Here is a 20207-nt window from a genome sequence, read left to right as displayed (position 1 = left end):
TCCTGCCCCGCGCTTGCCGATGCCCCCACCTGCCCCACCGCGCCACCTTCTGCCTCAGCCGTCCTTCCGAGGGGGAAATGTCACAGCGCGGTGTGCGGCGGGCAAAAGATCGCTATAGGCAAGCGCGTTGTTTCTTGCAGTAGGGGTAGGAGAGTGCCAGAATGGGCGTTAGCACTCGGACAGGATGAGTGCTAGATAAATCTCCATCGTTGTGGTTGAGGTTGGTCCACACTCACCAGCCATGCCGTCGCGGGCGTCCGCAGCGAGAAAGACGTGAGTGTCGTCCTCAATAAATCCAAGGAGCACAAACACTATGGCAAAGATTATCGCTTTTGATGAAGAGGCCCGCCGCAGCCTTGAGCGCGGCCTGAATACTCTGGCTGACGCAGTCAAGGTCACCCTCGGACCCAAGGGCCGCAACGTCGTCCTAGAAAAGTCCTGGGGCGCACCGACCATTACTAATGACGGCGTTTCCATCGCTCGCGAAATCGAGCTCGAGGATGCTTACGAAAAGATCGGCGCCGAGCTGGTCAAGGAAGTTGCCAAGAAGACCGATGACGTCGCCGGCGACGGCACCACCACCGCAACCGTTCTGGCACAGGCACTCGTTCGCGAAGGCCTGCGCAACGTAGCCGCTGGTTCCAACCCAATGGGCATCAAGCGCGGCATCGAGACCGCAACCAAGAAGGTTGTGGACTCCCTGCTGTCTTCCGCCAAGGAAGTAGAAACCCAGGAGCAGATCGCTACCACCGCTGGCATTTCCGCCGCGGACCCGGCAATCGGTGAAAAGATTGCCGAGGCTATGTACACCGTGGGTAACGGTTCCGTAAATAAGGACTCCGTTATTACCGTGGAAGAGTCCAATACCTTTGGCGTGGACCTCGAGGTTACTGAGGGTATGCGCTTTGATAAGGGCTACATCTCCGGCTACTTCGCTACCGATATGGAGCGCCAGGAGGCGGTCCTGGAGGATCCGTACATCCTGCTGGTCTCCTCCAAGATCTCCAACATCAAGGACCTCGTTCCGCTGCTGGAAAAGGTCATGCAGTCCGGCAAGCCGCTGCTGATCATTGCTGAGGACGTTGAAGGCGAAGCCCTGTCCACCCTCGTGGTCAACAAGATCCGCGGCACCTTCAAGTCCGTTGCCGTGAAGGCCCCGGGCTTCGGTGACCGCCGCAAGGCCACCCTGCAGGACATGGCCATCCTGACCGGCGGCCAGGTCATCTCCGAAGAGGTTGGCCTTTCCCTAGAGACCGCCGAGCTGGAGTACTTGGGCCAGGCACGCAAGGTCGTTGTCACCAAGGATGAGACCACCATCGTCCAGGGTGCTGGCACCCAGGAGCAGATCGATGGCCGCATCAAGCAGATCCGCGCTGAGATCGAGAGCTCCGATTCCGATTATGACCGCGAGAAGCTGCAGGAGCGCCTGGCTAAGCTTTCCGGCGGCGTGGCCGTGCTCAAGGTCGGTGCCGCTACCGAGGTTGAGCTCAAGGAGCGCAAGCACCGCATCGAGGATGCCGTGCGCAACGCCAAGGCAGCCGTGGAAGAAGGCATCGTTGCCGGCGGTGGCGTTGCCCTGCTGCAGGCCGCTACCGTTCTTGACTCCATCGAGGCCGAAGGCGACGAGGCAACCGGTGTAAAGATCGTCCGCGAGGCACTGTCTGCACCGCTGAAGCAGATCGCTCACAACGCCGGCCTGGAGCCTGGCGTCGTCGCAGATAAGGTCTCCGGCCTGCCCGCCGGCGAGGGCCTCAACGCCGCTACCGGCGAGTACGTCAACCTCATGGAATCCGGCATCAACGACCCGGTTAAGGTCACCCGCTCTGCACTGCAGAACGCCGCCTCCATTGCGGCACTGTTCCTGACCACCGAGGCTGTTGTGGCTGATAAGCCAGAGCCTGCCGACTCCAACAACGCTATGCCTGACGCTGACGCTATGGGTGGCATGGGCTTCTAAGCGCCCTCCACCACGCCTGGCGCATACTGAGCTCCCGCTCTTATATGCGCTTGAGTCTGGCGAAAGCTGCGCCCCTCACTGTGTGCTGAACGCACGCGGCGAGGGGCGCAGCGGTGTTTTATGCCCCTTCCGTGAGGCGGTGAGGCGGGGGTCCCTTTGAGGGGACAGGGGATACGAACGGATCCGTTTGTATAGCTTGGGATCTACTTTTCGTTACATCGGCAGCCTTCTCACTCGCCTTTAGTTACCGGAACTAACCCCGTATTAGGGTAAAAAGTGGGCAAAAACCGCGGTAATGAAAACTACTTCCATATAAATCTCCGGTACTGCATTGATAGGAAAATTCATCACCAATCTTTACGGTGTTAATTTTTTCTTAACCTTGCGGCGAGGCGGCGGCGCGGTAGTCCCAGTTCAGCGGCATACAGTTGTAATTACGGTAAACGATTGAAGTAAAAATCCAGTGTAAAATTTTTATGAAAACTTAAGGCGCTGAGAAGGTTTCTAGAAATCTGGGGTTGCTTCGCTGAAGCCCTATGGCAAAATACTCCTCGTAGCGCCCACCGAGGGTGCCTGCACATTGCACAGCCCTTTCGGGGTACAAGCTTCGGACCTATTCGAGGAGAAAAACATGAACGTGGATCTCGCCACCATCCAGATGCACCTAGACAACTTCGTAAACACCCAGGAAGGCTGGTACAAGGTACTGTCCGGCGTTACCGAGATTCTTTCCTTTGGTAACTTGAAGAACGCAGCTGAGACTGCTACTGAGGCAGCTTTGCCGGACGCAATCACCGAACTTTCTTCCTAGTAATCTAAACCGGATTACTTTCCATCCCATTTTAAGGAGACCATAATGGAAATCATCACTTTTTCCTCCAAGGCAAACGGCGTAGCTAACACCATCGTAGAAGCTGGCCACGACATTGTTAGCCCGTTCATCGACATTGCTAACGGTGCATCCCAGCTGATCGGCATGTTCGTCTAAGAGCATCCTCGGGTGAGCCTTAAGGCTTACTAAACAAGGAAGACCTACCGGTTTCGGTAGGTCTTTTTTCGTTTTTCTTTCCTTTATTTTTGGGGTGCACCTGCGAAAAGTTAGCGCGCTAGATGTCTACATTCGGGTTACACTTGGTGCATGGCTGATATTAAAGACGACGACCTTCCTGAGATTGACCTTGCAAAAACCGACGGCTTCGTCGTTGACGGAACGGATGAGGATGATCCGTCGCTGATCATGCCGGATGGCTCTCCGGTGCAGACGTGGCGCGAGAATTACCCTTATGAAGAGCGTATGACTCGCAATGAATACGAGTCCATTAAGCGCGCACTTCAAATTGAGCTATTGAAGTGGCAGAACTGGACCAAGGAAACTGGCCAGCGCCACATCATTTTATTTGAGGGTCGCGATGCTGCCGGTAAGGGCGGAACCATCAAGCGTTTCAACGAGCACTTGAACCCGCGTGGTGCGCGCACCGTCGCGTTGGAAAAGCCATCCCCACGTGAGTCTACCTCTTGGTATTTCCAGCGCTATATCGAGCACTTCCCGGCTGCCGGCGAAATCGTCTTCTTTGACCGCTCGTGGTACAACCGCTCCGGCGTTGAGCGGGTGATGGGCTTTTGTACCGAGTCGCAGCACGCGGAGTTCCTGCGCGAGGTGCCCATGCTAGAAAACATGATCCTGGGATCGGGCATTTCGCTGACCAAGCTGTGGTTCTCTGTTACCCGGAAGGAACAGCGCACGCGCTTTGCTATCCGCCAGATTGATCCGGTGCGCCAGTGGAAGCTTTCGCCGATGGACCTGGCTTCTCTGGATAAGTGGGACGACTACACGCGTGCGAAGGAAGAGCAGTTCCGTTATACGGATACTGAGGAATCGCCGTGGATTACCATCAAGTCCAATGACAAGAAGCGCGCCCGCGTCAACGCGATGCGGTATGTCTTGTCCAAGTTTGAATACACCAATAAAGATTACGACGTGGTGGGTGAGCCGGACGGGAACATCGTCAAGCGCGGCCGCGACCAGATTGGTGATTAGTAGCGTTAATCCCTAGCGCCGTTGAGCGGGAAGATCGAGAGATCGGTCTTCCCGCTTTGCTATGTCTAAGGCCTCTGAGGTGGCTCAACCGCCTTTATAGCGGCAGCCTGAGGGCGCCTGATTATTCTCACAGCTATTTCTTAAAAAGTTGGCAGCCATAAATAAAAAATACTTGAATTACGTTCCCGGGGAAACTACTATCAAGGTGACCTAAAAGTCATCCTATCAATATGCGTGACACAAACCACTAAAAGGAGTACGTACATGATGAGGAAGAAACTGTGCGTTCTGGCTACCGCAACCGCTGTATCCATGGCGCCCATCGCAGTATCGGGGACGCTCACCGCTACCGCCTTTGCGGAAGGCGGCCAGCCAGTAGCAGAAGCAACGGCAGATAAGACCGACGTTCTCGGTCGCTCCACCGTTTCTGATAAGCAGATCGCCGATGAAGACGGCTACTTCGATAGCCACGACGGCGAGGGCGTGAAGATTTACTACCGCAAGCAGCTGGTAGAAAACCCACGCGGCAACGTCGTGTTGGCACATGGTGTTTCTGAGCACTCTGGCCGCTATGACTACGTGGCCAAGCGTCTGCTGGACGCTGGCTACAACGTCTACCGCCTGGACCACCGTGGACACGGTAAGTCTGCCTCCGGCAGCACGCCACTGGGGCACATCGATAACTTCCAGTACATCCTCAATGACTTCGACCGCGTCGTCGACATGGCTAAGGGTGAGCACCCCGATGTAAAGACCTTCCTTCTGGGCCACTCCATGGGCTCGTTGACCGTCCAGGCATACGGCATTCGTGAGCCTGGCAAGGTCGATGGCATCATCACCAATGGCGGTGGTGCACCGTTGAACCTGTCCGGTAAGAAGGCAACGGGCGAGACCATCACGCCGGACGAGATCTCTGAGGTGCAAAAGCAGCTCGACCCCACCCTGTTCGAGCGCCTGCCGTTGGCGGATATCACCAGCTTCAACGCCAACTACGCGCAGAACCTGATCCCGCACCGCACCTACATTGGTGCGCAGTCGCCGGAGTTCACGAAGAAGATCATGCTGTCCAACCCCTTCACGGAAGGCATTTCCACCAGCCAGGCCGTGAAGGACGAGTACGCGTCTAGCCCGCTCATCGCGCAAAAGACCAGCGCCGGTACCGCGCTGCAGCTGGGTGCTATCGCTACCTACGATGCTGTGAACGCGGACCTGTTTACCGCGCCGACGCTTATCATGCACGGCACCAAGGACGGCATCGTTCCGCCGTACTTCTCCCAGGACTGGTACAACTCCATTTCCTCTGATGACGTGGAATACATCAACTGGGAGGGCCAGAAGCACGAGGTCTTCAACGAGCCAGCCGCTGACCAGGCCCTCGACACCGTGGTGGACTGGCTGGACCGCCACGTGTAGCACAGTTCTTGTGACGCGTTTCTAGCTGAAACTCTTGGCATATCCACAGTGATTGCCAAGAGTTTACGCATATGTAACCCCTTCGTTGCCCGGGTTGGATACAAAAATAGTTATGAAACGTCAATTCTGTGCTTTCTCGTCTATCCTGGCCCTTTCTACAATTGCATGCGCACCGTATGCGGTGGCGCAGTCGCCGCTGAACGCGCTGTCCTCTGGCTCTTCACTCTCCTCACAAGGCCCCTTAGGCATGTCTTCGCGGTCACCTCATATGAAGGATGAGGCCGCAGAAGATGACAGTGGCGAGGAAGGGGAACACCTAGCATCGCCATCGCGAGTGTTATGGCAGGAAAGTTTTGACGAGATTGACACCCCAGCGTGGTTTACACACCGCGCACCGGATGGATGGAAGACGAATGTCGCGGGCGTTGATTCGGGCGAGGCTCGGTGGAAGGGCTGGACTTTTGGGGATATGCGCCACTGGACTTGGGCCTCAGGAACCGATATGCGCCACTATTTCACCCAAGCGCACGATAAGTTTGCCATTATCGATAATAAACAGCAGCGCTTGGCAGAGGGCGATTCGATGAATGCGGAGTTGACCAGCCCGGAGATTGCAGTTGCTGGTCAAGACCGCGTAAATGTGGAATTTGATCACCACTACCGCCAAGGCAAGGACACGCAAAACGCCACGGTGCAGGTCTCCTTCGATGGCGGAAAGCCGCAGGAGATAGCGCTATTTGATAAGGATGTCTTTTCCAAGCACGAATCCATCGGGGTAGACGTACCTGCAGGAACCAAGAAGATGCAGGTGAGCTTTAAGTACAACCACGGCAACGATGATTGGTGGTGGGCGGTAGATAACGTAGGAGTTGTTAAACCGCTAGGCCAGGAGATCGGATCACCGCAAGCTGTTGTGGACGTACTCAGCGATATTCAGGGTGACCCGGAGGATTATAAAGATGCGGTGCGCCAACTCGACGGCATGGAGGATAAGGCTGGGGCGCTGGTCCTTAATGGCGATCTAGTAGACGATGGCTCGCAGGAACAGTGGGATACCTTCCTAGCCGCTCATGAGGAAGAACCTCATGATTCTGGGAAGGAATTGTGGACCATCGGTAATCATGAAATGTATGGCAAGGAAGGCTCCAAGGCATACATGGACCGCTTCCTTAAACACTCCGGGCAGGACAAGCCGTGGAAAGAAGAAATTGTTGATGGGGTACCGATGATTTCCATCAATACTGAGTTCTACTCCGATCTCCTGCGCCACGGCAAGGAGCCGTTCCAGCGTATTAGCAATGAACAGCTCAACTGGTTAGATGAGCGCCTAGCCTACTGGGACGCCAAAGGGATACCGGCACTGGTCTTTAGCCACCCGCTGCTTCCGCAAACGGTGTCCATGTCTCACTCGGCGTGGTACCAGAATGACTTTGAAGATCTTGAGGCGTTGTCCAATGTGGTCAATAAGTACAACAACATCGTCTGGTTTAGCAGCCATAGCCACTCTTCGCTGCGCCAGAATAACTGGTGGGGTACCCGCCGCTACGATGGTACCGGTGAGCCCGGCCGCACTGGTTTCCCAGTAGTTAATACCGGCGCCATCCTCAACGAGTACATGCCGGATGGCGATAATGACGAAAAAATCGTTAAAGAAAAGGAAGAAGCCTCTACCGGACTTCGGGTCAAGGTTTTTGCTGACCGCGTCCGAGTAGAGGCTTGGGATTTTAAGGCTGGCGAATTGATTAAGTATCAGGATTTCGCGCGGTAGCCTAACCCCACGGCTCAATGGGGTTACCCTGCCAGGTGGCGTTGGCGGGGACGCGGTCACCGCGCATGACCAGCGAACCGGGGCCGACGGTGCTGGATTCACCAATGAGCGAGGCGGGCAGCGCCACCGAATGAGAGGCGAGCGTGGAGCCGGCCTCGATGGTGACGGTATCCAGGCTCATCACGCGGTCCTGGAATAGGTGGGTCTGCACCACGGTACCGGGCCCCACGGAGGCGCCAGCGCCGACGTGGCACAGATCGGTTTCGGGGAACCAGTAGGAATCGATCCAGGAGCCCTTGCCGATGTCCACTCCCAGCCCCCGCAGGCCCAAGTTGATCTCTCCTGTGCCGTAGGTGTGCTGGAAGAACCACGGGGCGGCGACGACCTCCACGAAGGTGTCCTGTAGCTCGTTGAGCCAGACGAACACGCTCCACAACGGGTGATCGGCTGCGCTGTGCGTGCCCACGCAGATCCACTTCACGGCGATGGTCACCGCCATAGCGATAGCGCCCATCGCCATGAGCACGAGGCCGGAAAGGGCCCAGGTGGTGAGGAAGCCGACATCGGCAAGCAGGTAATACAGCGTCCCCAGGGTCGCGGCGAGCAGCATGGCCGAGAACATCGGCGCGAGCAGGCGCATGGTTTCCACGACGCCGCGGGCGGCCTTGAGTTTGAAGCCCGGGTTATAGGTCAGGGCCTCGGCAGACTCGGCGGGGGCATCGATCTGCGCGGTAACGCGGCGCATGCGCTCTGGCGGGGAACCCCACCAGTTGGCGCCGGACTTCGTCTTCTTCGGCGTGGAGGACAGCACCGCGACCAGGGAGTTCTTGGAAAGTTTGCGCCCGGGTGCCGTAATACCGGAGTTACCCACGAAGGAGCGCTTGCCCACCTTGGCCTCCCCGGAGTGAATCCAGCCGCCGCCGAGCTCGTAGCCACCGATCATGGTGTCATCGGCAAGGAAGGCGCCGTCTTTGACGTCCGTGAGCGCGGGGATCATCACGGCGGTGGAAATCTCCACGTCCTTGCCAATGCGCGCGCCCAAAGCGCGCAGCCACCGCGGGGTCAGCTGCGAGGCATAGAGCGGGAAGAGCTGCGTGCGGGCCTCATCCATGAGGCGCTCGATGGCCCACAGGCGCCAGCCGGCGGCAGAGCGCACCGGGTTCACGCCGGGCGAGATGCCGATGGACAATATGCGCACGCCCAGCCAGGTCTGCAGCATGTAGGTGGCAAAGGCCGCAAGCGCCGCGAGGGGAGCGAAGAGCACCGCGCCGACGAAGCGGTTCCCGTCCGTGGAATGCACCAGCGCCAAATCCACGATGGCGCCGATAAGCACCGCGATGAGCGGCTGCGCGGCCAGGAACAGCGAGGTCGCACCGTAAATGGCCACCCACCAGGGGCGGCGCTTCGGCGGCTTGGAGGGGAAGCGGTGCTTGGAGCGGCCCACCTTCTTCGCAGGAGAGCCGGACCAACGCTGGCCGTCCTTGATCTTCTTGCGGCCGGTGACGGTGGAACCCGCCTCCACGTGGGCGTACTTGCCCACCACGGTGCCGGGCAGCAGGGTGGAGCGCGCGCCCACGCGGGCGCCCTCCTTGATGTCGATGGCGCCGACGTGGAGTACGTCGCCGTCGAGCCAGTAGCCGGTGAGATCGACCTCCGGTTCCACCGCGGCGTGCTTGCCCAGGGTAAGCAGGCCCGTTACCGGTGGCAGCGAGTGCAGATCCACGCCGCGCTTCATCTTCACGCCCAAGGCGCGGGCGTAGTTATTGACCCAGGTGGCGCCCGCAATGGAGCGCGAGCCAGAGGCATCGGCCCACCGTTCCGCGGCCCAGATGCGCAGGTGGGTCGAACCACCGCGCGGGTAATCGCCGGGCTTAATCCCGGCGGTAATGAGGCGCGCGCCAAAGCCACCGATGGGTATGCGGCCCAGCGGCGTGGCAAAGATGAGCACCAGGGCGATAACAAGCCACCAGGGGAAAGACTGCGCCCAGTCCACGCCCAGAGCGGAGGCCACCGTTGAGCCCAGCATGAGCCAGGCCAGCCAGGTGGTCGCCGCCAGCGTCATGGCGGGGATCTGCAGCAGCGTTTGCGCCACGCGGGTCTTCGCGCCGACCGGGGTGACCTCGCGCAGCGGTTTCTGTTGCTCCGCCTTAGGGCGCGGTTCGGCGCCGGCGATGAGCTCCGCCAGCGAACCTAGTCGCGGGTGGTCATAGAGATCGCGCACGGCCACGGTGGGGTAGCGATCGCGGATGTGTCCCACCAGCGTCGCCGCGGCCAGGGAGGTACCGCCGAGGTCGAAGAAATCGGCGTTCTCATCCTCCACGGATACGCCGAGGGTCTCGACCCAGAGCTCGGCTAGCCACTTCTCGGTCTCCGTCAGCGTGGTCGATTCCACGCCGACGCCGGGCAGCGGCCACGGCAGCGCCTTCTTATCCACCTTGCCGGAGGTGCGCACCGGCAACTCATCCATCACGCAGATGCGCGGGACCAGGGCCGCGGGCATGGTCTCCGCCAGCCGTTCGTGGGCCACGCCGTGGTTAAAACCGCGCGCCTCATCTTCCAGCGAGACGTATCCCACCAGCACGGATTCACCGCCCGGGGTCTTTTGCACGGCCACGGCGGAGTTATAGACGTTATCCAGCGCGGCGACGTTCGCATCGACCTCACCCAGCTCGATGCGGCGCCCGCCAATCTTTACCTGGTCATCCACGCGGCCCACAAAGTACAGGCCGTCTTCTTCCAGGCGCACGTGGTCGCCGGTGCGGTAGGCGCGCTGCCAGCCCATGGATTCCAGCGGCGCGTACTTCTCCGCATCCTTCTGCGGATCCAGGTAGCTGGCCAGGCCCACGCCGCCGATGACCAATTCGCCGGTTTCGCCCAGGCCAACGGGTTGCCCCTGCTTATCGATGACCACCAGGTCCCACCCATTCAGCGGCAAACCGATCGAAACCGCGCGCCCTGGAATCATCCTTTGCGCGCAGGCGACGACGGTGGCCTCCGTGGGGCCGTAGGTATTCCACATCTCGCGGTCCTCGGTGGCCAGGCGGTCCACCAATTCCTGGGAGCAGGCCTCGCCGCCGACGATGAGCAGGCGGATATTATCCAGTGCTTCCGCCGGCCACAGGCCCGCCAGGGTGGGAACCGTGGAGACGACGGTGATATCGCGGCGAATCAGCCACGGTCCGAGGTCCATGCCGGACCGCACCAAGGAACGCGGTGCCGGAACCAGACAGCCGCCGTGGCCCCAGGCCAGCCACATCTCCTCACAGGATGCGTCGAAGGCAACCGAAAGCCCGGCTAGCACGCGGTCTTCCGGGCCGAGCGGGCCATGGGGGTGATCGACGAGGAAGAGGCTGGCCTCCGCGTCCACAAAGGCGGCCGCCGAGCGGTGGCTTACGGCCACGCCCTTCGGCTTGCCCGTGGAACCGGAGGTAAAGATGATCCACGCGGTGTCTTCGGGCCGCGGGGCTTCGACGCCTTCGGCAGCGTGGCGCGGTTTTTCGCGCAGGAAGCGGAAGCCGTCATCGCTGAACATGCCATCGATATCGGCCTCGCCAAAGACCATCTCCGCGCGCTCATCCGGATCGTCCGCGTCCACCGGCACGTAGGCCGCGCCGGCGGCCAGAGTGGACAGGATAGCGAGGTAGAGATCCCGCTTGCCAGACGTCATCCGGATGCCGATGCGATCGCCGCGGCGCACGCCATTGACGTGCAGCTCTGTGGCCCACAGCTGGACCTCGTGGACGAGTTCGGCGTAGGTGATGATCTCGCCATCGTCAAGCGCGGCGGCTTCTGGATGAATCTCAGCGGTGGTCGTGATGATGTCCCACAGCGTGCGCGGGCGTGGGGCCAGATCGCGCAGGAGGTACTGCTGCGGGACGCTGGGAAGTTCTGTATTAGACCTACTACATTCTTCGGGTTCGTCCATGCTTATGCCTCGTCCTCGTCCGCAGCGATGATGGCCTTGGCCAGCTTGCGCAGGTGCTTGAGCTGCTTATTGGTGGATACGTCGAGCGCGTCATCCTCGGCGTTAGCGACGAGCTCCGCCAAGTCCTTGTGGGTCTTGGTGCCCTTCTTGGTGCACGCCACGATTTGGCGGCGGCGATCTTTGGGATCGCGCTCGCGCTTGGCCCAGCCGCGCTCCTCGAGGGCATCAATAAGCCGCACCATATCGGAGGCATCGATGGCCAAGGTGTCAGACAGGTAGGACTGGGAGGCGGCATCCGCCTCGACGAGGCAGGTAAGCACCCAGAACTCGCGGATGGTCGTCTGCTTGGTCTGCAGAGCCACCTCGACGCCATCGCGGGTGCGACGGCGCAGGCGCTCTAGCTGAAAGGACGGGGATTCGAGCAGGGAGGTTGGTATGCCAGAATTATTAGTGGAAGCCATACCATCATTATAATCTCAAAAGATGGGTAAAGGCCAATTAATCGCGAACGACGGGTAGGTCATCCGCCTCCCACTTATCGGTGCCGCCCTCGACATTAATAACGTCCCAGCCCAAGGAGTTCTCCAAATACTGGCAGACCTGCGCGCTGCGCCCGCCTAGGTGGCAAATCACATAAATATCGCGGTCCGGATCGATTTCCTGGATGCGACCCGTTATCTCGCTCATGGGAATATGGGTGGCGCCCTCCGCATGCACGGTGGCCCATTCGTCGTTTTCGCGCACATCGATAAGCTGCGCGCCTGCTGGAACTTCGGTTGGCTGTACGTTTTGCATACCCCGCAGTCTACGTGCCGCGCGCTAGCCGCCGTAGGTGGCCGCGGAGAGATACTGCAAGATCGCCTTCACGCGGCGGTTATCCTCGCTGGGATCCAGGCGCAGCTTGGTAAAGATATTGGAGACGTGCTTGGCCACGGCAGCATTGGAAAGCACCAGCTCGGCGGCCATGTCTTTATTGGACTTCCCGCGCGACATCAGCTCTAGGACCTCGCGCTCGCGGGGGCTGAGCTCACCCAACCCGCTGCGCCCAGAGCGCATGAGTGCCTGCGCCACCGTCGGATCGATGACCGTGCCGCCCTGGGCCACCACCTCCAGGCTGGCCAGGAAATCGCGCACCTCAGAGACGCGATCCTTAAGCAGGTACCCGGTGCCCGCATCCGGGGAATCAAAGAGTGCCACCGCATACGCCGGCGCCACGTACTGCGATAGCACCATCACCGGCAGGCCCGGATAGGCGCGGCGCAGTGCCACCGCCGCCTTCAGCCCATCATCGCCCATCTCCGGCGGCATGCGCACATCCGTTATCACCACATCCGGCAACTGGGCACTCAGCTTGCCGATGACCCCCTCCAGCTCCACCGCCGTTCCCGCCCTGCCCACGACCTCGTGGCCGCGGCGCTCCAACAGCCCGGCAAGGCCCTCGCGTAGGATCGCGGAGTCATCCGCAATCACAATCCTCAATCCACTCATGCTGATACTCCCGTCTGCCCGCGCTCCAAAAGGAGCGGAATCGTGCACTTTACCCGCGTCGGGCCTCCCTCCGGCGAGGACAGCGACAGCTCCCCGCCAAAGGCCGCCAGCCGCTCGGCCATGCCGGCCAGCCCGCGCCCGGGAACCATGCGCGCCCCGCCCGGGCCCTCATCCATGACCGAGATATGCAGGGCGGCATCCGAGGTGATGAGCACCGAGACCGGCGCGCCCGGCGCGTGCTTCGCGGCATTGGTCAGCGCCTCGGTACCGAAGAAATAAGCGCAGGCCAGCACGCTGGCGGAAAGCCTCGGCAACGGGTGTGGGGCGTAGACGCTGACGTGGGGGCCGTGGGCGGAGGCGGCATCGGCAAGCGCGGCCACCAAACCGTGATCCTGGAGGACCTGCGGGTGAATGCCGTGCACCGTCGCGTGCAGCGAACGCAGGCCGCGATCCACGTCCCGCTTCGCGGCGGTGAGCAATTCGGCCTCGGAGCCGGTCGCATCCAGCAGGGCCTCACCGAGCTTCATGCTTGCCGCCACCAAATATTGCTGCGCGCCATCGTGCAGATCCCGCTCGATGCGGGCGCGCTCCACCTCGTAGGCATCCGCAATCGCGCGGCGCGAGGCCGTCAGCTCCGCGATGACCCGCGCCTGCCGCTCCTCATTGCTGGTGGCCTGCTTCTTGCTGAAAAACACGCCCCCAAGCCTAATCGCGCGCGCCCCAGGCAGGGGTAAAGCTAGCACTACCCGGAAAGTATCCTTAGCGCTGTAGGAATAGCGCGCCCGGCACGGTGAAATGAACAGCATGACACAAACACTTTCCCTCCACGACATCACGAAGGACTTCGGCGGCGGCCCCGTGCTGGCCGGCATCACCCTGGACATCACCCCAGGCGAGCTCGTCGCCATCATGGGGCCCTCCGGCTCCGGCAAATCCACCCTGCTGCACTGCATGTCCGGCGTACTCACGCCCACCGACGGCAGCGTCCGCTTCGGCGACGAAGTCATCTCCACGCTTTCCGATGCCGCCCGCTCCCGCACCCGCCTCCGCCACTCCGGCTTCGTCTTCCAAGACGGCCAGCTTTTGCCGGAGCTGACCAACCTGGACAATGTGGCACTGCCCGCGATGCTCAACGGTCTAGGCCGACGTGCGGCCCGCGCAAAGGCGCTGTCGCTGCTCGACCAACTGGGGCTCGGCGATCTCGCGGACCGCCGGCCCGCCCAAGTCTCCGGCGGCCAGGCCCAGCGCGTGACCATCGCCCGCGCCCTCGTGGCCAACCCCGGCGTCATCTTTGCCGATGAACCCACCGGCGCCCTCGACCAAGCCACCGGCCACGAGGTCATGCAGATGCTGACCACCACCGTGCGCCAATCCGGCGCCAGCCTCGTCATGGTCACCCACGACCCCAAGGTGGCGGACTGGATGCAGCGCCGCGTGGAAATCCGCGACGGCATCATTCACGATGACCGCCGCCTGGGGGTGCAGCCATGAATACCGCGACCCTAGTCCTTGGCCTCCAGCGCGAATCCGTCCGCGCCCGCTCCGGTGCGGGCATTGTCAGCGTGCTGGCCATCGTGAGCCTGACGCTGGGTTCTGCCATCGCCTTTCTCGTCGCCGGCGGCACCTGGATGTTCTGGCAGCGCGCCCACCACCCAGAATCCGCCGTGCCCGCCCTGCGCGCCGCTGCCGGAGACACCCCGGAAGATTACTTCCTGCCCTGGTTCGTCCTCGCGCTCATGGCTTGCGCTTTCATCGTTCCCGCCCTGTTTAACCTGACCGCGCAGGCCGCCGTCCTCGGCGCCTCCGGCAGGGAACAGCGCCTGTCCACCCTCCGCCTTCTGGGCCTAAGCTCCCACCAAGTTGAGCGCATGGCCGCCGTCGAGACCGGCATCCAAGCCCTCATCGGCATTGTGCTCGGCTGGCTCGTCAGCGTGCTCATCGCCCCGGTCTTCACGCACGTGAAATTCCAGGACCGCCCCGTCGCCTTTGAGGAAATCATCCTGCCCTGGTGGGGATACCTCGCGGTGGCCGCAGTCCTCTTCCTCCTCGCCCTCGCCGCGGCCCTTGCCGGCATGCGGCGCGTGCGCGTCAGCCCCCTCGGCGTGGCCAAGCGCCAGATGCCCGCCGCTTTCAGATGGTGGCGCCTCATCGCCTTCCTCCTCATCGTCACCGTCGGCGGTGCCCTGCTCAAAGGCAAATCCGACGCACCCGAAATCTCCGTGGCCGTCGTGCTCTTCGCGGTGGTCATGAGCATCAACCTGGTCGCGCCCTACCTCCTGCAAATCGGCGCCCGCCTTTTGGCTTTGCTCCCCGGCACCGCACACCTCGTGGCCTGCCAGCGCGTCAACGCCAACGCCCGCCGCGCCTGGCGACAAAGCGCGGCCATCGGCTTCTTCGGCTTCCTCGCCGGCTTCCTCTTGGGCGCGCCCATGGGCACCGACGCCCTGACTACCGCTCTGAAGGAAGAACAAGAAACGGGCATCATGTTCCGGGACGTGTCCACCGGCGTCATCCTGACCTTGCTCTTCGGCTTCGCTTTGACCAGCATGTCCATTTTCTTGGGCCAAGTATCGTCCGCCTTCGAGGACAAGGAACTCATCCGCTCCCTCGACCTGATGGGCGTGCCGCGCCGCTTCCAATTCAGCACGAACGCCCGTGCTGTGATGGGCCCCATAGTTGCGCTCAGTCTCTTTGGCTTCCTCTTCGGCGGCAGCATCGCGGCGCTGATGTTCTTTAGCGCTCTCGAGGGCGAAGATATTGACCTCGCCGGGCGGTTCCTTATGTCCTTCGGTTTCCTCGCCCTGGGTTGGGCGGTAACCTTCCTCGCCATCGCGCTCGTCGAGCCCCTGCGCAGCCAGGTTCTCCGCAGCGGCCGCCGCAGGGAGTAGCCGGTTACCGGCGGCTGCGGTGAACCCTAGCCCAGACTCTGGCTCGGCTGGGCCTGGGCCCGGCCTTGGCCCTAGCCCCGCACGCCTTCATGCCGCCACAAGCGGTGCCATTGCCACGGCGGCCGCGCAAAGGGCCGCTTATTCTTGGCCGTAGCCATTACCTGCTGCACCACGAAATCCGGGTAGTGGTCAATCGTCGTCGCGGTGAAGTGGAGGGGCTTCCAGCCGCGATGGACGGCATCGTTAAGCTTGTGCCGGTCCAACTCAAACTGGCGGCGATTTTCTCCCCGGTGGTAGGCGTAGCCATCGACCTCGATGGCGATCTTATACTCCCTAATCACCAGATCCCAGTGGTAGGCGCCTATTTTTATATTGTTCTGGACCGCGAAATGCGGCGCGAGGGCGCGGGTTAACTGGCGCTCCGGCACGCTATCCGTGCCGATGATCGCCCTGTCCAAGGCGCGCTTTACCGGCCTCGGAAACCGCTGGTAGTCCAGCTTATTCAGCTCCAGCCGGCTAACCCCGTCCTTGCCGGAGTAGAAGTCCTCGAGGAAGGCGACCGCATCATCCTCCGGCATCGCCTCGACCGCCTGCAGTGGATTGCACACGGTGACGCCGTCCCAGGTCAACGCGCCCTTCGGCCGGGCGCGGCGGGAGGTGAAATACTTACTCGACGGCAGCGATGAGCTGCGCAGGAACTCCAGCGGAAAGCGCAGCGGCTTCTCGACGTGCTTGAGCGCGGCCGAGTAGCCGTCCAGCGCGCAATTCGGCCACTCCTTGCTCATGATGCGCGCGAGTTGGTTCGGCGTAGGCTCCTCTGACAGGCAGAAGCCGTTAGCGATCCGGACGGCGCCGTGGCGTACCGCTTGCTGAGCGGCACTTTTCCCCCGAAAAATTTCCATTCGTATCCCTCGATCCCCCGAAGCGAAGGTTGTGTGGCGCGTGTGGGCGCTTATTCAGCACGGTTGGGTGCTTGGTTGGAGCCTGGTTGGTGGGTTTTGGTGCCTGGTTGGTGCTCGTTTGATGCGTTTTAACAAATAGTGGCCCCAAACCTCACGGTTTCCATGGCCTATTTGCAAAAACGCATCAGGTGGCCGCCAAAAACGCATCAGCTGGGCCCCAAAACAGGCTTCATGGCCCTAAAACGCCAAGCTCGGCCCCGCAAACGCGCGGGCCGAGCCCTAAGAGCCCCCGCAGCCTACTTCAGGCGAGCCTTGGCCTCTTCCAGAATCTTCTCGGCCTCGGCCTTGTCTCCCCAGCCGGAGCCGGAAACTTCCTTGTTGGGCTCGAGGTCCTTGTAGTGGACGAAGAAGTGCTCGATTTCGTCCTTGATGTGCTGTTCCACATCATCGATGTCCTGGTAGCGCTCCCAGCGTGGGTCATCGATGACGGCAAGCAGCTTGTCGTCGCCGCCGGCCTCATCGGTCATCTTGAACACGCCGACGATGCGGGCTTCAACGATGACACCGGGGAAAACGGGCTCGGGGAGGATGACGAGGGCGTCGAGGGGGTCGCCGTCTTCGCCAAGCGTGTGGTCGATGAAGCCGTAGTCGGCGGGGTAGGCCATTGGGGTGAACAGGTAGCGGTCCAGGTAGACCTTGCCGGACTCGTGGTCCACCTCGTACTTATTGCGGGAGCCCTTTGGGATTTCAATGGTTACTTCAACGCTCACAGCGATGTCCTCCATGTGGGATTGGGTGTTAATTACCGTCAATAGTCTAGCGCGTCGCCCATCCGCGCTAGGGTTGGTGGCGATGAAAGCTAAGAAGGTTTGGTGGTCAGTAACCGCGCTGGTGGTCACGGCGGCGGTCGGGGGCACGGCTGCGCTGGGGGTTACCATCCAGCGCGAGTACGGCGATCTTTCGCATGGCGAGGCCGAAACGGTCCAGGCCCCGGAGAATCCCCTGCAGCCGGCTAAGGCGCAGGACGTGGATTTTGCGGCGCTCAGCGCGAAGCTCGATGAGCTGGGCAAGAACGAGGATTTGGCCACCTTTGGCGGGCAGGTCATCGATAGTGAGACCGGCTCGGTGGTCTGGGAGCGCGATGCGGATAAGGCGCTGACCCCGGCTTCCTCGACGAAGGTGTTGACCACCGCCGCGGCAACGCTGGCACTGGATGAGTCCAAGCGGATTACTACCAAGGTCTACCGCGGCAAGGATCCGAACAACGTGGTTATCAAGGCAGCTGGCGATGTCTGGATGACCAACGAGCAGCTCGATGACCTCGCGGACCAGATTGAAAAGACCGGCACCCAGGTGGCGGGCGTGTACATCGATACCTCCGCGTGGGCGGGCGAGCCGCAGGCGCCGGGCTGGGATCCGGAGAACGTGGATGAGGGCTTCGTCGCGCCCATGGAGCCGGCCATGCTGTACGGTGGTCGCATCGGCGCTACGGAGGGCGATGTCCCGCGCAGCCACACCCCGGCCCTCGACGTCGCGGGAGAGCTGGCCAAGCGCTTGGGCACGGATAAATTCGCCGCGGGCACGATGGCTGACGGTGCGGAGGAGCTGGCCAGCGTCGAGTCGGCGCCCCTGAGCGAGCGCGCGCTGGAGATGGTGCGGCATTCCGATAACGTCATGGCGGAGGCCATTGCCCGCGAGCTTGCCGATGCCCGCGGCAAACAGCCCAGCTTCCAGGTCGACACCCAAGCCACGCTGGATGTGCTGCGCGAGCACGGGTTCGACGTCAGCGGCGTGGATATCAAGGACAACTCGGGCCTTTCGGTAGATAACCGGTTGAGAGCGAGGGTGTTGGCGGAGATTGTCAACGGCGCGGTCGAGGAACCGCAGTTGCGCCCCTTGGCGGCGTATTTGCCGGTCGCAGGTGGCGACGGCACGCTGCACGAGCGCTACGGGGAGTCTGCGGCGCGGGGGTTTGTCCGCGCGAAGACCGGCACCTTGACGGGTGTTTCCGCGCTGGCGGGCACCGCGCAAGGCCAATCCGGGCGCGTATATTCCTTTGCCTTCTTGGTCAATGATGGTGAGATTATGGCGGCGCGCGCTGCCCAAGATGACCTCGCCGCGGCGCTGCACGAGTTTTAAATGAGCCCACAGCCTGGAGTAACGCTATTTTGGCCGCGGGTCTCGCCGCATTTTTTGGCCTGCCGGCGCGCGGTCCGCGCGGCGAAGATGGATCACACCGTGGCGGTAGGGCTATCCGGCGGCGCCGATTCTCTGGCGCTGTGCGCGGCGATGATAGCTGAGGGTCATGACGTGATCGCGCTGTGCGTCGACCACGGCTTACAAGACGGTTCGCGTGAGCAGACCGAAAGGGCCGCTCGGCAAGCAGAAAGCTTGGGTGCGCGGGCGCGGGTGCTCGCAGTTCGGGTATCGGAGGAAGCGGGGAATTCGCTGGAAGCGGCGGCTCGGCAAGCGCGCTACCAAGCGATGTCCGCGGCCGTGTGCGAGGGGTGCGAGAGCCGCGAGAACGCAGCCTCGCGCCGGGCTGAGCCGCGCGAACGAGACGCGGGGCCTGGGGAGGAAGCTGCGCGCGGGAAAGCCCCGCGCGAAGACGGAGCTTCGCGCAGAGGAGAAAGGGCGCTGGAGATTGCCGTGGCGCATACGGCCGATGACCAGGCGGAAACGCTCCTCCTTGGTGCCCTGCGCGGCCGCGTGGCCGGCATGCCGGAGCGAGCAGTGGTGGAAGGCGCGCGGGTGGTGCGGCCTTTCCTGCAGGTGCGCCGTGCCGATACGGAGGGCGCGTGTGCGGAGCTGGGGCTTGAGGTGTGGCAGGACCCGCAGAACGCGGATACGGATTTTCGGCGGGTAGCGCTGCGCCGCGAAATCATCCCGGAGCTATCGCGGGTCATCGGCGGTGATGCGGTACCGGCGCTGGCGCAGGCGGCGATGGATACCGCGCGCGATGAAGAATACCTCGCCACGGCGGCCACCGCGGACTGTGCGGATTTGGCCGCGCTGCCGGAGCCGCGACGCCGGCGCGCTATTGCGGCCTGGCTCATCGAGCGGGGAGTGAAGGTGACGAGGGAGGGGATTGGGGGCATCGGCAAGCTGTGTACCAACTGGCACGGACAAGGGCCGGTGGCTGTGAGTTCGGTGCGGCAGGCGGGGCAGAGGTTGGAAGTAGCACGTATAGGTGGCAAACTGGCACTATTGTCTGGTCATTAAAGGAGCGCACACGTGCACGACAAGAAAGACTTCGCCGTCCCCGCAAACCGCTACGGAGACGATGTAGAAGCAATCCTCATCACGGAAGAGGAAATTAAAGACCGCGTCCAGCAGCTGGCGGATGCGGTATCTGAGAAATATGCCGACGCCGAGCAGGACCTGCTTTTGGTCTGCGTATTAAAGGGTGCGGCCTTTTTCCTGACGGACTTCGCGCGCAAGCTATCCATCCCCTCGGAGCTGGAGTTTATGGCCGTCTCCTCGTACGGCGCCTCCACGTCTTCTTCTGGGGTGGTGCGCATCTTGAAGGACTTGGACCGTGATATCGCCGGGCGCGATGTGGTCATCGTGGAAGACATCATCGACTCGGGCCTGACGCTATCCTGGCTCATTCGCAACCTGCGGGGGCGCAACCCGAAGTCGCTCAACGTGGTGACCTTGTTGCGCAAGCCGGAAGTGGTAAAAGCGCAGATCGATCTGCTCGATGTCGGCTTTGATATCCCCAATGAATTCGTCATTGGCTATGGCCTTGACTACGCGGAACGCTACCGCGACCTGCCCTTTGTGGGCACCCTTCACCCTGATGTCTATACCACCAACTAAAATCGC

The 20207-nt window shown here is 61.7% G+C and carries 19 protein-coding genes; 11 read left to right on the top strand and 8 right to left on the bottom strand.

The window, feature by feature from the left end:
* Positions 1-168 precede the first annotated feature (168 nt).
* Positions 169-312, bottom strand: coding sequence for a hypothetical protein (locus tag ACLI1O_RS10385; RefSeq protein WP_156904629.1), 144 nt, complete (start codon positions 310-312; stop codon positions 169-171).
* 1 nt (position 313) lies between these two features.
* Between ACLI1O_RS10385 and groL the strand changes: the two genes are divergently transcribed.
* From groL to ACLI1O_RS10355, 6 genes are all read left to right on the top strand, one after another.
* Positions 314-1957, top strand: a complete 1644-nt coding sequence (gene groL / locus ACLI1O_RS10380; RefSeq protein ID WP_239275345.1) for a chaperonin GroEL — start codon at positions 314-316, stop codon at positions 1955-1957.
* Positions 1958-2588: 631 nt separating this feature from the next.
* Positions 2589-2768: a hypothetical protein gene (locus ACLI1O_RS10375; protein WP_023023993.1), complete on the top strand. Its 180-nt coding sequence runs from the start codon at positions 2589-2591 to the stop codon at positions 2766-2768.
* A gap of 45 nt (positions 2769-2813) precedes the next feature.
* Positions 2814-2945 (top strand): hypothetical protein, encoded by a 132-nt coding sequence (locus tag ACLI1O_RS10370; protein ID WP_023023991.1) that lies wholly within the window; start codon positions 2814-2816, stop codon positions 2943-2945.
* Between the two features lie 150 nt (positions 2946-3095).
* The gene (gene ppk2, locus ACLI1O_RS10365; protein WP_023023989.1) at positions 3096-3995 is read left to right on the top strand and encodes a polyphosphate kinase 2; all 900 of its coding nucleotides are present in this window, start codon (positions 3096-3098) and stop codon (positions 3993-3995) included.
* A 264-nt stretch (positions 3996-4259) separates the two neighbouring features.
* Positions 4260-5408 carry an alpha/beta hydrolase gene (locus tag ACLI1O_RS10360; protein WP_239268481.1) on the top strand — a complete coding sequence of 383 codons (1149 nt, stop codon included), beginning with the start codon at positions 4260-4262 and terminating at the stop codon, positions 5406-5408.
* 247 nt (positions 5409-5655) lie between these two features.
* Entirely contained in the window at positions 5656-7176 is a 1521-nt protein-coding gene (locus ACLI1O_RS10355) for a metallophosphoesterase family protein (RefSeq protein WP_411706844.1), read from the top strand.
* 1 nt (position 7177) lies between these two features.
* Here ACLI1O_RS10355 and ACLI1O_RS10350 read toward each other — a convergent pair whose 3' ends face one another.
* The 5 genes from ACLI1O_RS10350 to ACLI1O_RS10330 are packed head-to-tail and all read right to left on the bottom strand — an operon-like array spanning position 7178 to position 13395.
* The gene (locus ACLI1O_RS10350; RefSeq protein WP_239268476.1) at positions 7178-11101 is read right to left on the bottom strand and encodes a Pls/PosA family non-ribosomal peptide synthetase; all 3924 of its coding nucleotides are present in this window, start codon (positions 11099-11101) and stop codon (positions 7178-7180) included.
* 2 nt (positions 11102-11103) lie between these two features.
* Positions 11104-11562 (bottom strand): MarR family winged helix-turn-helix transcriptional regulator, encoded by a 459-nt coding sequence (locus ACLI1O_RS10345; protein WP_239268474.1) that lies wholly within the window; start codon positions 11560-11562, stop codon positions 11104-11106.
* 37 nt (positions 11563-11599) lie between these two features.
* Positions 11600-11896: a rhodanese-like domain-containing protein gene (locus tag ACLI1O_RS10340; protein ID WP_239268472.1), complete on the bottom strand. Its 297-nt coding sequence runs from the start codon at positions 11894-11896 to the stop codon at positions 11600-11602.
* 24 nt (positions 11897-11920) lie between these two features.
* Positions 11921-12589: a response regulator transcription factor gene (locus ACLI1O_RS10335; RefSeq protein WP_239268469.1), complete on the bottom strand. Its 669-nt coding sequence runs from the start codon at positions 12587-12589 to the stop codon at positions 11921-11923.
* A complete protein-coding gene (locus ACLI1O_RS10330) occupies positions 12586-13395 on the bottom strand; it encodes a sensor histidine kinase (protein ID WP_411706843.1) in 810 nt (269 codons plus the stop codon). The genes ACLI1O_RS10335 and ACLI1O_RS10330 overlap by 4 nt, the downstream gene beginning before the upstream one ends.
* On the opposite strand from ACLI1O_RS10330, the gene ACLI1O_RS10325 reads away from it, so the two are divergent.
* Positions 13394-14080 (top strand): ABC transporter ATP-binding protein, encoded by a 687-nt coding sequence (locus ACLI1O_RS10325; RefSeq protein ID WP_411706842.1) that lies wholly within the window; start codon positions 13394-13396, stop codon positions 14078-14080. The genes ACLI1O_RS10330 and ACLI1O_RS10325 overlap by 2 nt on opposite strands.
* A complete protein-coding gene (locus ACLI1O_RS10320) occupies positions 14077-15477 on the top strand; it encodes an FtsX-like permease family protein (RefSeq protein ID WP_239268463.1) in 1401 nt (466 codons plus the stop codon). Before ACLI1O_RS10325 ends, ACLI1O_RS10320 begins: the two co-directional genes overlap by 4 nt.
* 71 nt (positions 15478-15548) lie before the next feature.
* Here the strand turns inward: ACLI1O_RS10320 and ACLI1O_RS10315 are convergent, their stop codons facing one another.
* Both ACLI1O_RS10315 and ACLI1O_RS10310 read right to left on the bottom strand, forming a co-directional pair.
* Positions 15549-16379, bottom strand: coding sequence for a hypothetical protein (locus ACLI1O_RS10315; protein WP_411706841.1), 831 nt, complete (start codon positions 16377-16379; stop codon positions 15549-15551).
* A gap of 296 nt (positions 16380-16675) precedes the next feature.
* Positions 16676-17149 carry an inorganic diphosphatase gene (locus tag ACLI1O_RS10310; RefSeq protein WP_035108560.1) on the bottom strand — a complete coding sequence of 158 codons (474 nt, stop codon included), beginning with the start codon at positions 17147-17149 and terminating at the stop codon, positions 16676-16678.
* An 82-nt stretch (positions 17150-17231) separates the two neighbouring features.
* On the opposite strand from ACLI1O_RS10310, the gene dacB reads away from it, so the two are divergent.
* The 3 genes from dacB to hpt are packed head-to-tail and all read left to right on the top strand — an operon-like array spanning position 17232 to position 20201.
* Positions 17232-18518: a D-alanyl-D-alanine carboxypeptidase/D-alanyl-D-alanine-endopeptidase gene (gene dacB, locus ACLI1O_RS10305; RefSeq protein WP_239268456.1), complete on the top strand. Its 1287-nt coding sequence runs from the start codon at positions 17232-17234 to the stop codon at positions 18516-18518.
* Positions 18519-19601 carry an ATP-binding protein gene (locus ACLI1O_RS10300; protein ID WP_411706840.1) on the top strand — a complete coding sequence of 361 codons (1083 nt, stop codon included), beginning with the start codon at positions 18519-18521 and terminating at the stop codon, positions 19599-19601.
* 12 nt (positions 19602-19613) lie between these two features.
* Positions 19614-20201, top strand: a complete 588-nt coding sequence (gene hpt / locus ACLI1O_RS10295; RefSeq protein WP_005279498.1) for a hypoxanthine phosphoribosyltransferase — start codon at positions 19614-19616, stop codon at positions 20199-20201.
* Positions 20202-20207 lie beyond the last annotated feature (6 nt).

The organism is Corynebacterium sp. LaCa78, assembly GCF_046717505.1.
In the GTDB taxonomy this organism is placed as follows: Bacteria; Actinomycetota; Actinomycetes; order Mycobacteriales; family Mycobacteriaceae; genus Corynebacterium.
This window is presented reverse-complemented; position numbering and strand designations above follow the sequence as displayed.

What these genes read in the sequence shown, in the direction of transcription:
- groL (WP_239275345.1), top strand. Translation starts at nt 314, where the DNA reads ATGGCAAAGATTATCGCTTTTGATGAAGAGGCCCGCCGCAGCCTTGAG.
- ACLI1O_RS10320 (WP_239268463.1), top strand. Translation starts at nt 14,077, where the DNA reads ATGAATACCGCGACCCTAGTCCTTGGCCTCCAGCGCGAATCCGTCCGC.
- ppk2 (WP_023023989.1), top strand. Translation starts at nt 3,096, where the DNA reads ATGGCTGATATTAAAGACGACGACCTTCCTGAGATTGACCTTGCAAAA.
- dacB (WP_239268456.1), top strand. Translation starts at nt 17,232, where the DNA reads ATGAAAGCTAAGAAGGTTTGGTGGTCAGTAACCGCGCTGGTGGTCACG.
- ACLI1O_RS10340 (WP_239268472.1), bottom strand. Translation starts at nt 11,896, where the DNA reads ATGCAAAACGTACAGCCAACCGAAGTTCCAGCAGGCGCGCAGCTTATC.
- ACLI1O_RS10300 (WP_411706840.1), top strand. Translation starts at nt 18,519, where the DNA reads ATGAGCCCACAGCCTGGAGTAACGCTATTTTGGCCGCGGGTCTCGCCG.
- ACLI1O_RS10375 (WP_023023993.1), top strand. Translation starts at nt 2,589, where the DNA reads ATGAACGTGGATCTCGCCACCATCCAGATGCACCTAGACAACTTCGTA.
- ACLI1O_RS10315 (WP_411706841.1), bottom strand. Translation starts at nt 16,379, where the DNA reads ATGGAAATTTTTCGGGGGAAAAGTGCCGCTCAGCAAGCGGTACGCCAC.
- ACLI1O_RS10370 (WP_023023991.1), top strand. Translation starts at nt 2,814, where the DNA reads ATGGAAATCATCACTTTTTCCTCCAAGGCAAACGGCGTAGCTAACACC.
- ACLI1O_RS10345 (WP_239268474.1), bottom strand. Translation starts at nt 11,562, where the DNA reads ATGGCTTCCACTAATAATTCTGGCATACCAACCTCCCTGCTCGAATCC.
- ACLI1O_RS10350 (WP_239268476.1), bottom strand. Translation starts at nt 11,101, where the DNA reads ATGGACGAACCCGAAGAATGTAGTAGGTCTAATACAGAACTTCCCAGC.
- ACLI1O_RS10355 (WP_411706844.1), top strand. Translation starts at nt 5,656, where the DNA reads ATGTCTTCGCGGTCACCTCATATGAAGGATGAGGCCGCAGAAGATGAC.
- ACLI1O_RS10330 (WP_411706843.1), bottom strand. Translation starts at nt 13,395, where the DNA reads ATGCTGTTCATTTCACCGTGCCGGGCGCGCTATTCCTACAGCGCTAAG.
- ACLI1O_RS10360 (WP_239268481.1), top strand. Translation starts at nt 4,260, where the DNA reads ATGATGAGGAAGAAACTGTGCGTTCTGGCTACCGCAACCGCTGTATCC.
- ACLI1O_RS10335 (WP_239268469.1), bottom strand. Translation starts at nt 12,589, where the DNA reads ATGAGTGGATTGAGGATTGTGATTGCGGATGACTCCGCGATCCTACGC.
- ACLI1O_RS10325 (WP_411706842.1), top strand. Translation starts at nt 13,394, where the DNA reads ATGACACAAACACTTTCCCTCCACGACATCACGAAGGACTTCGGCGGC.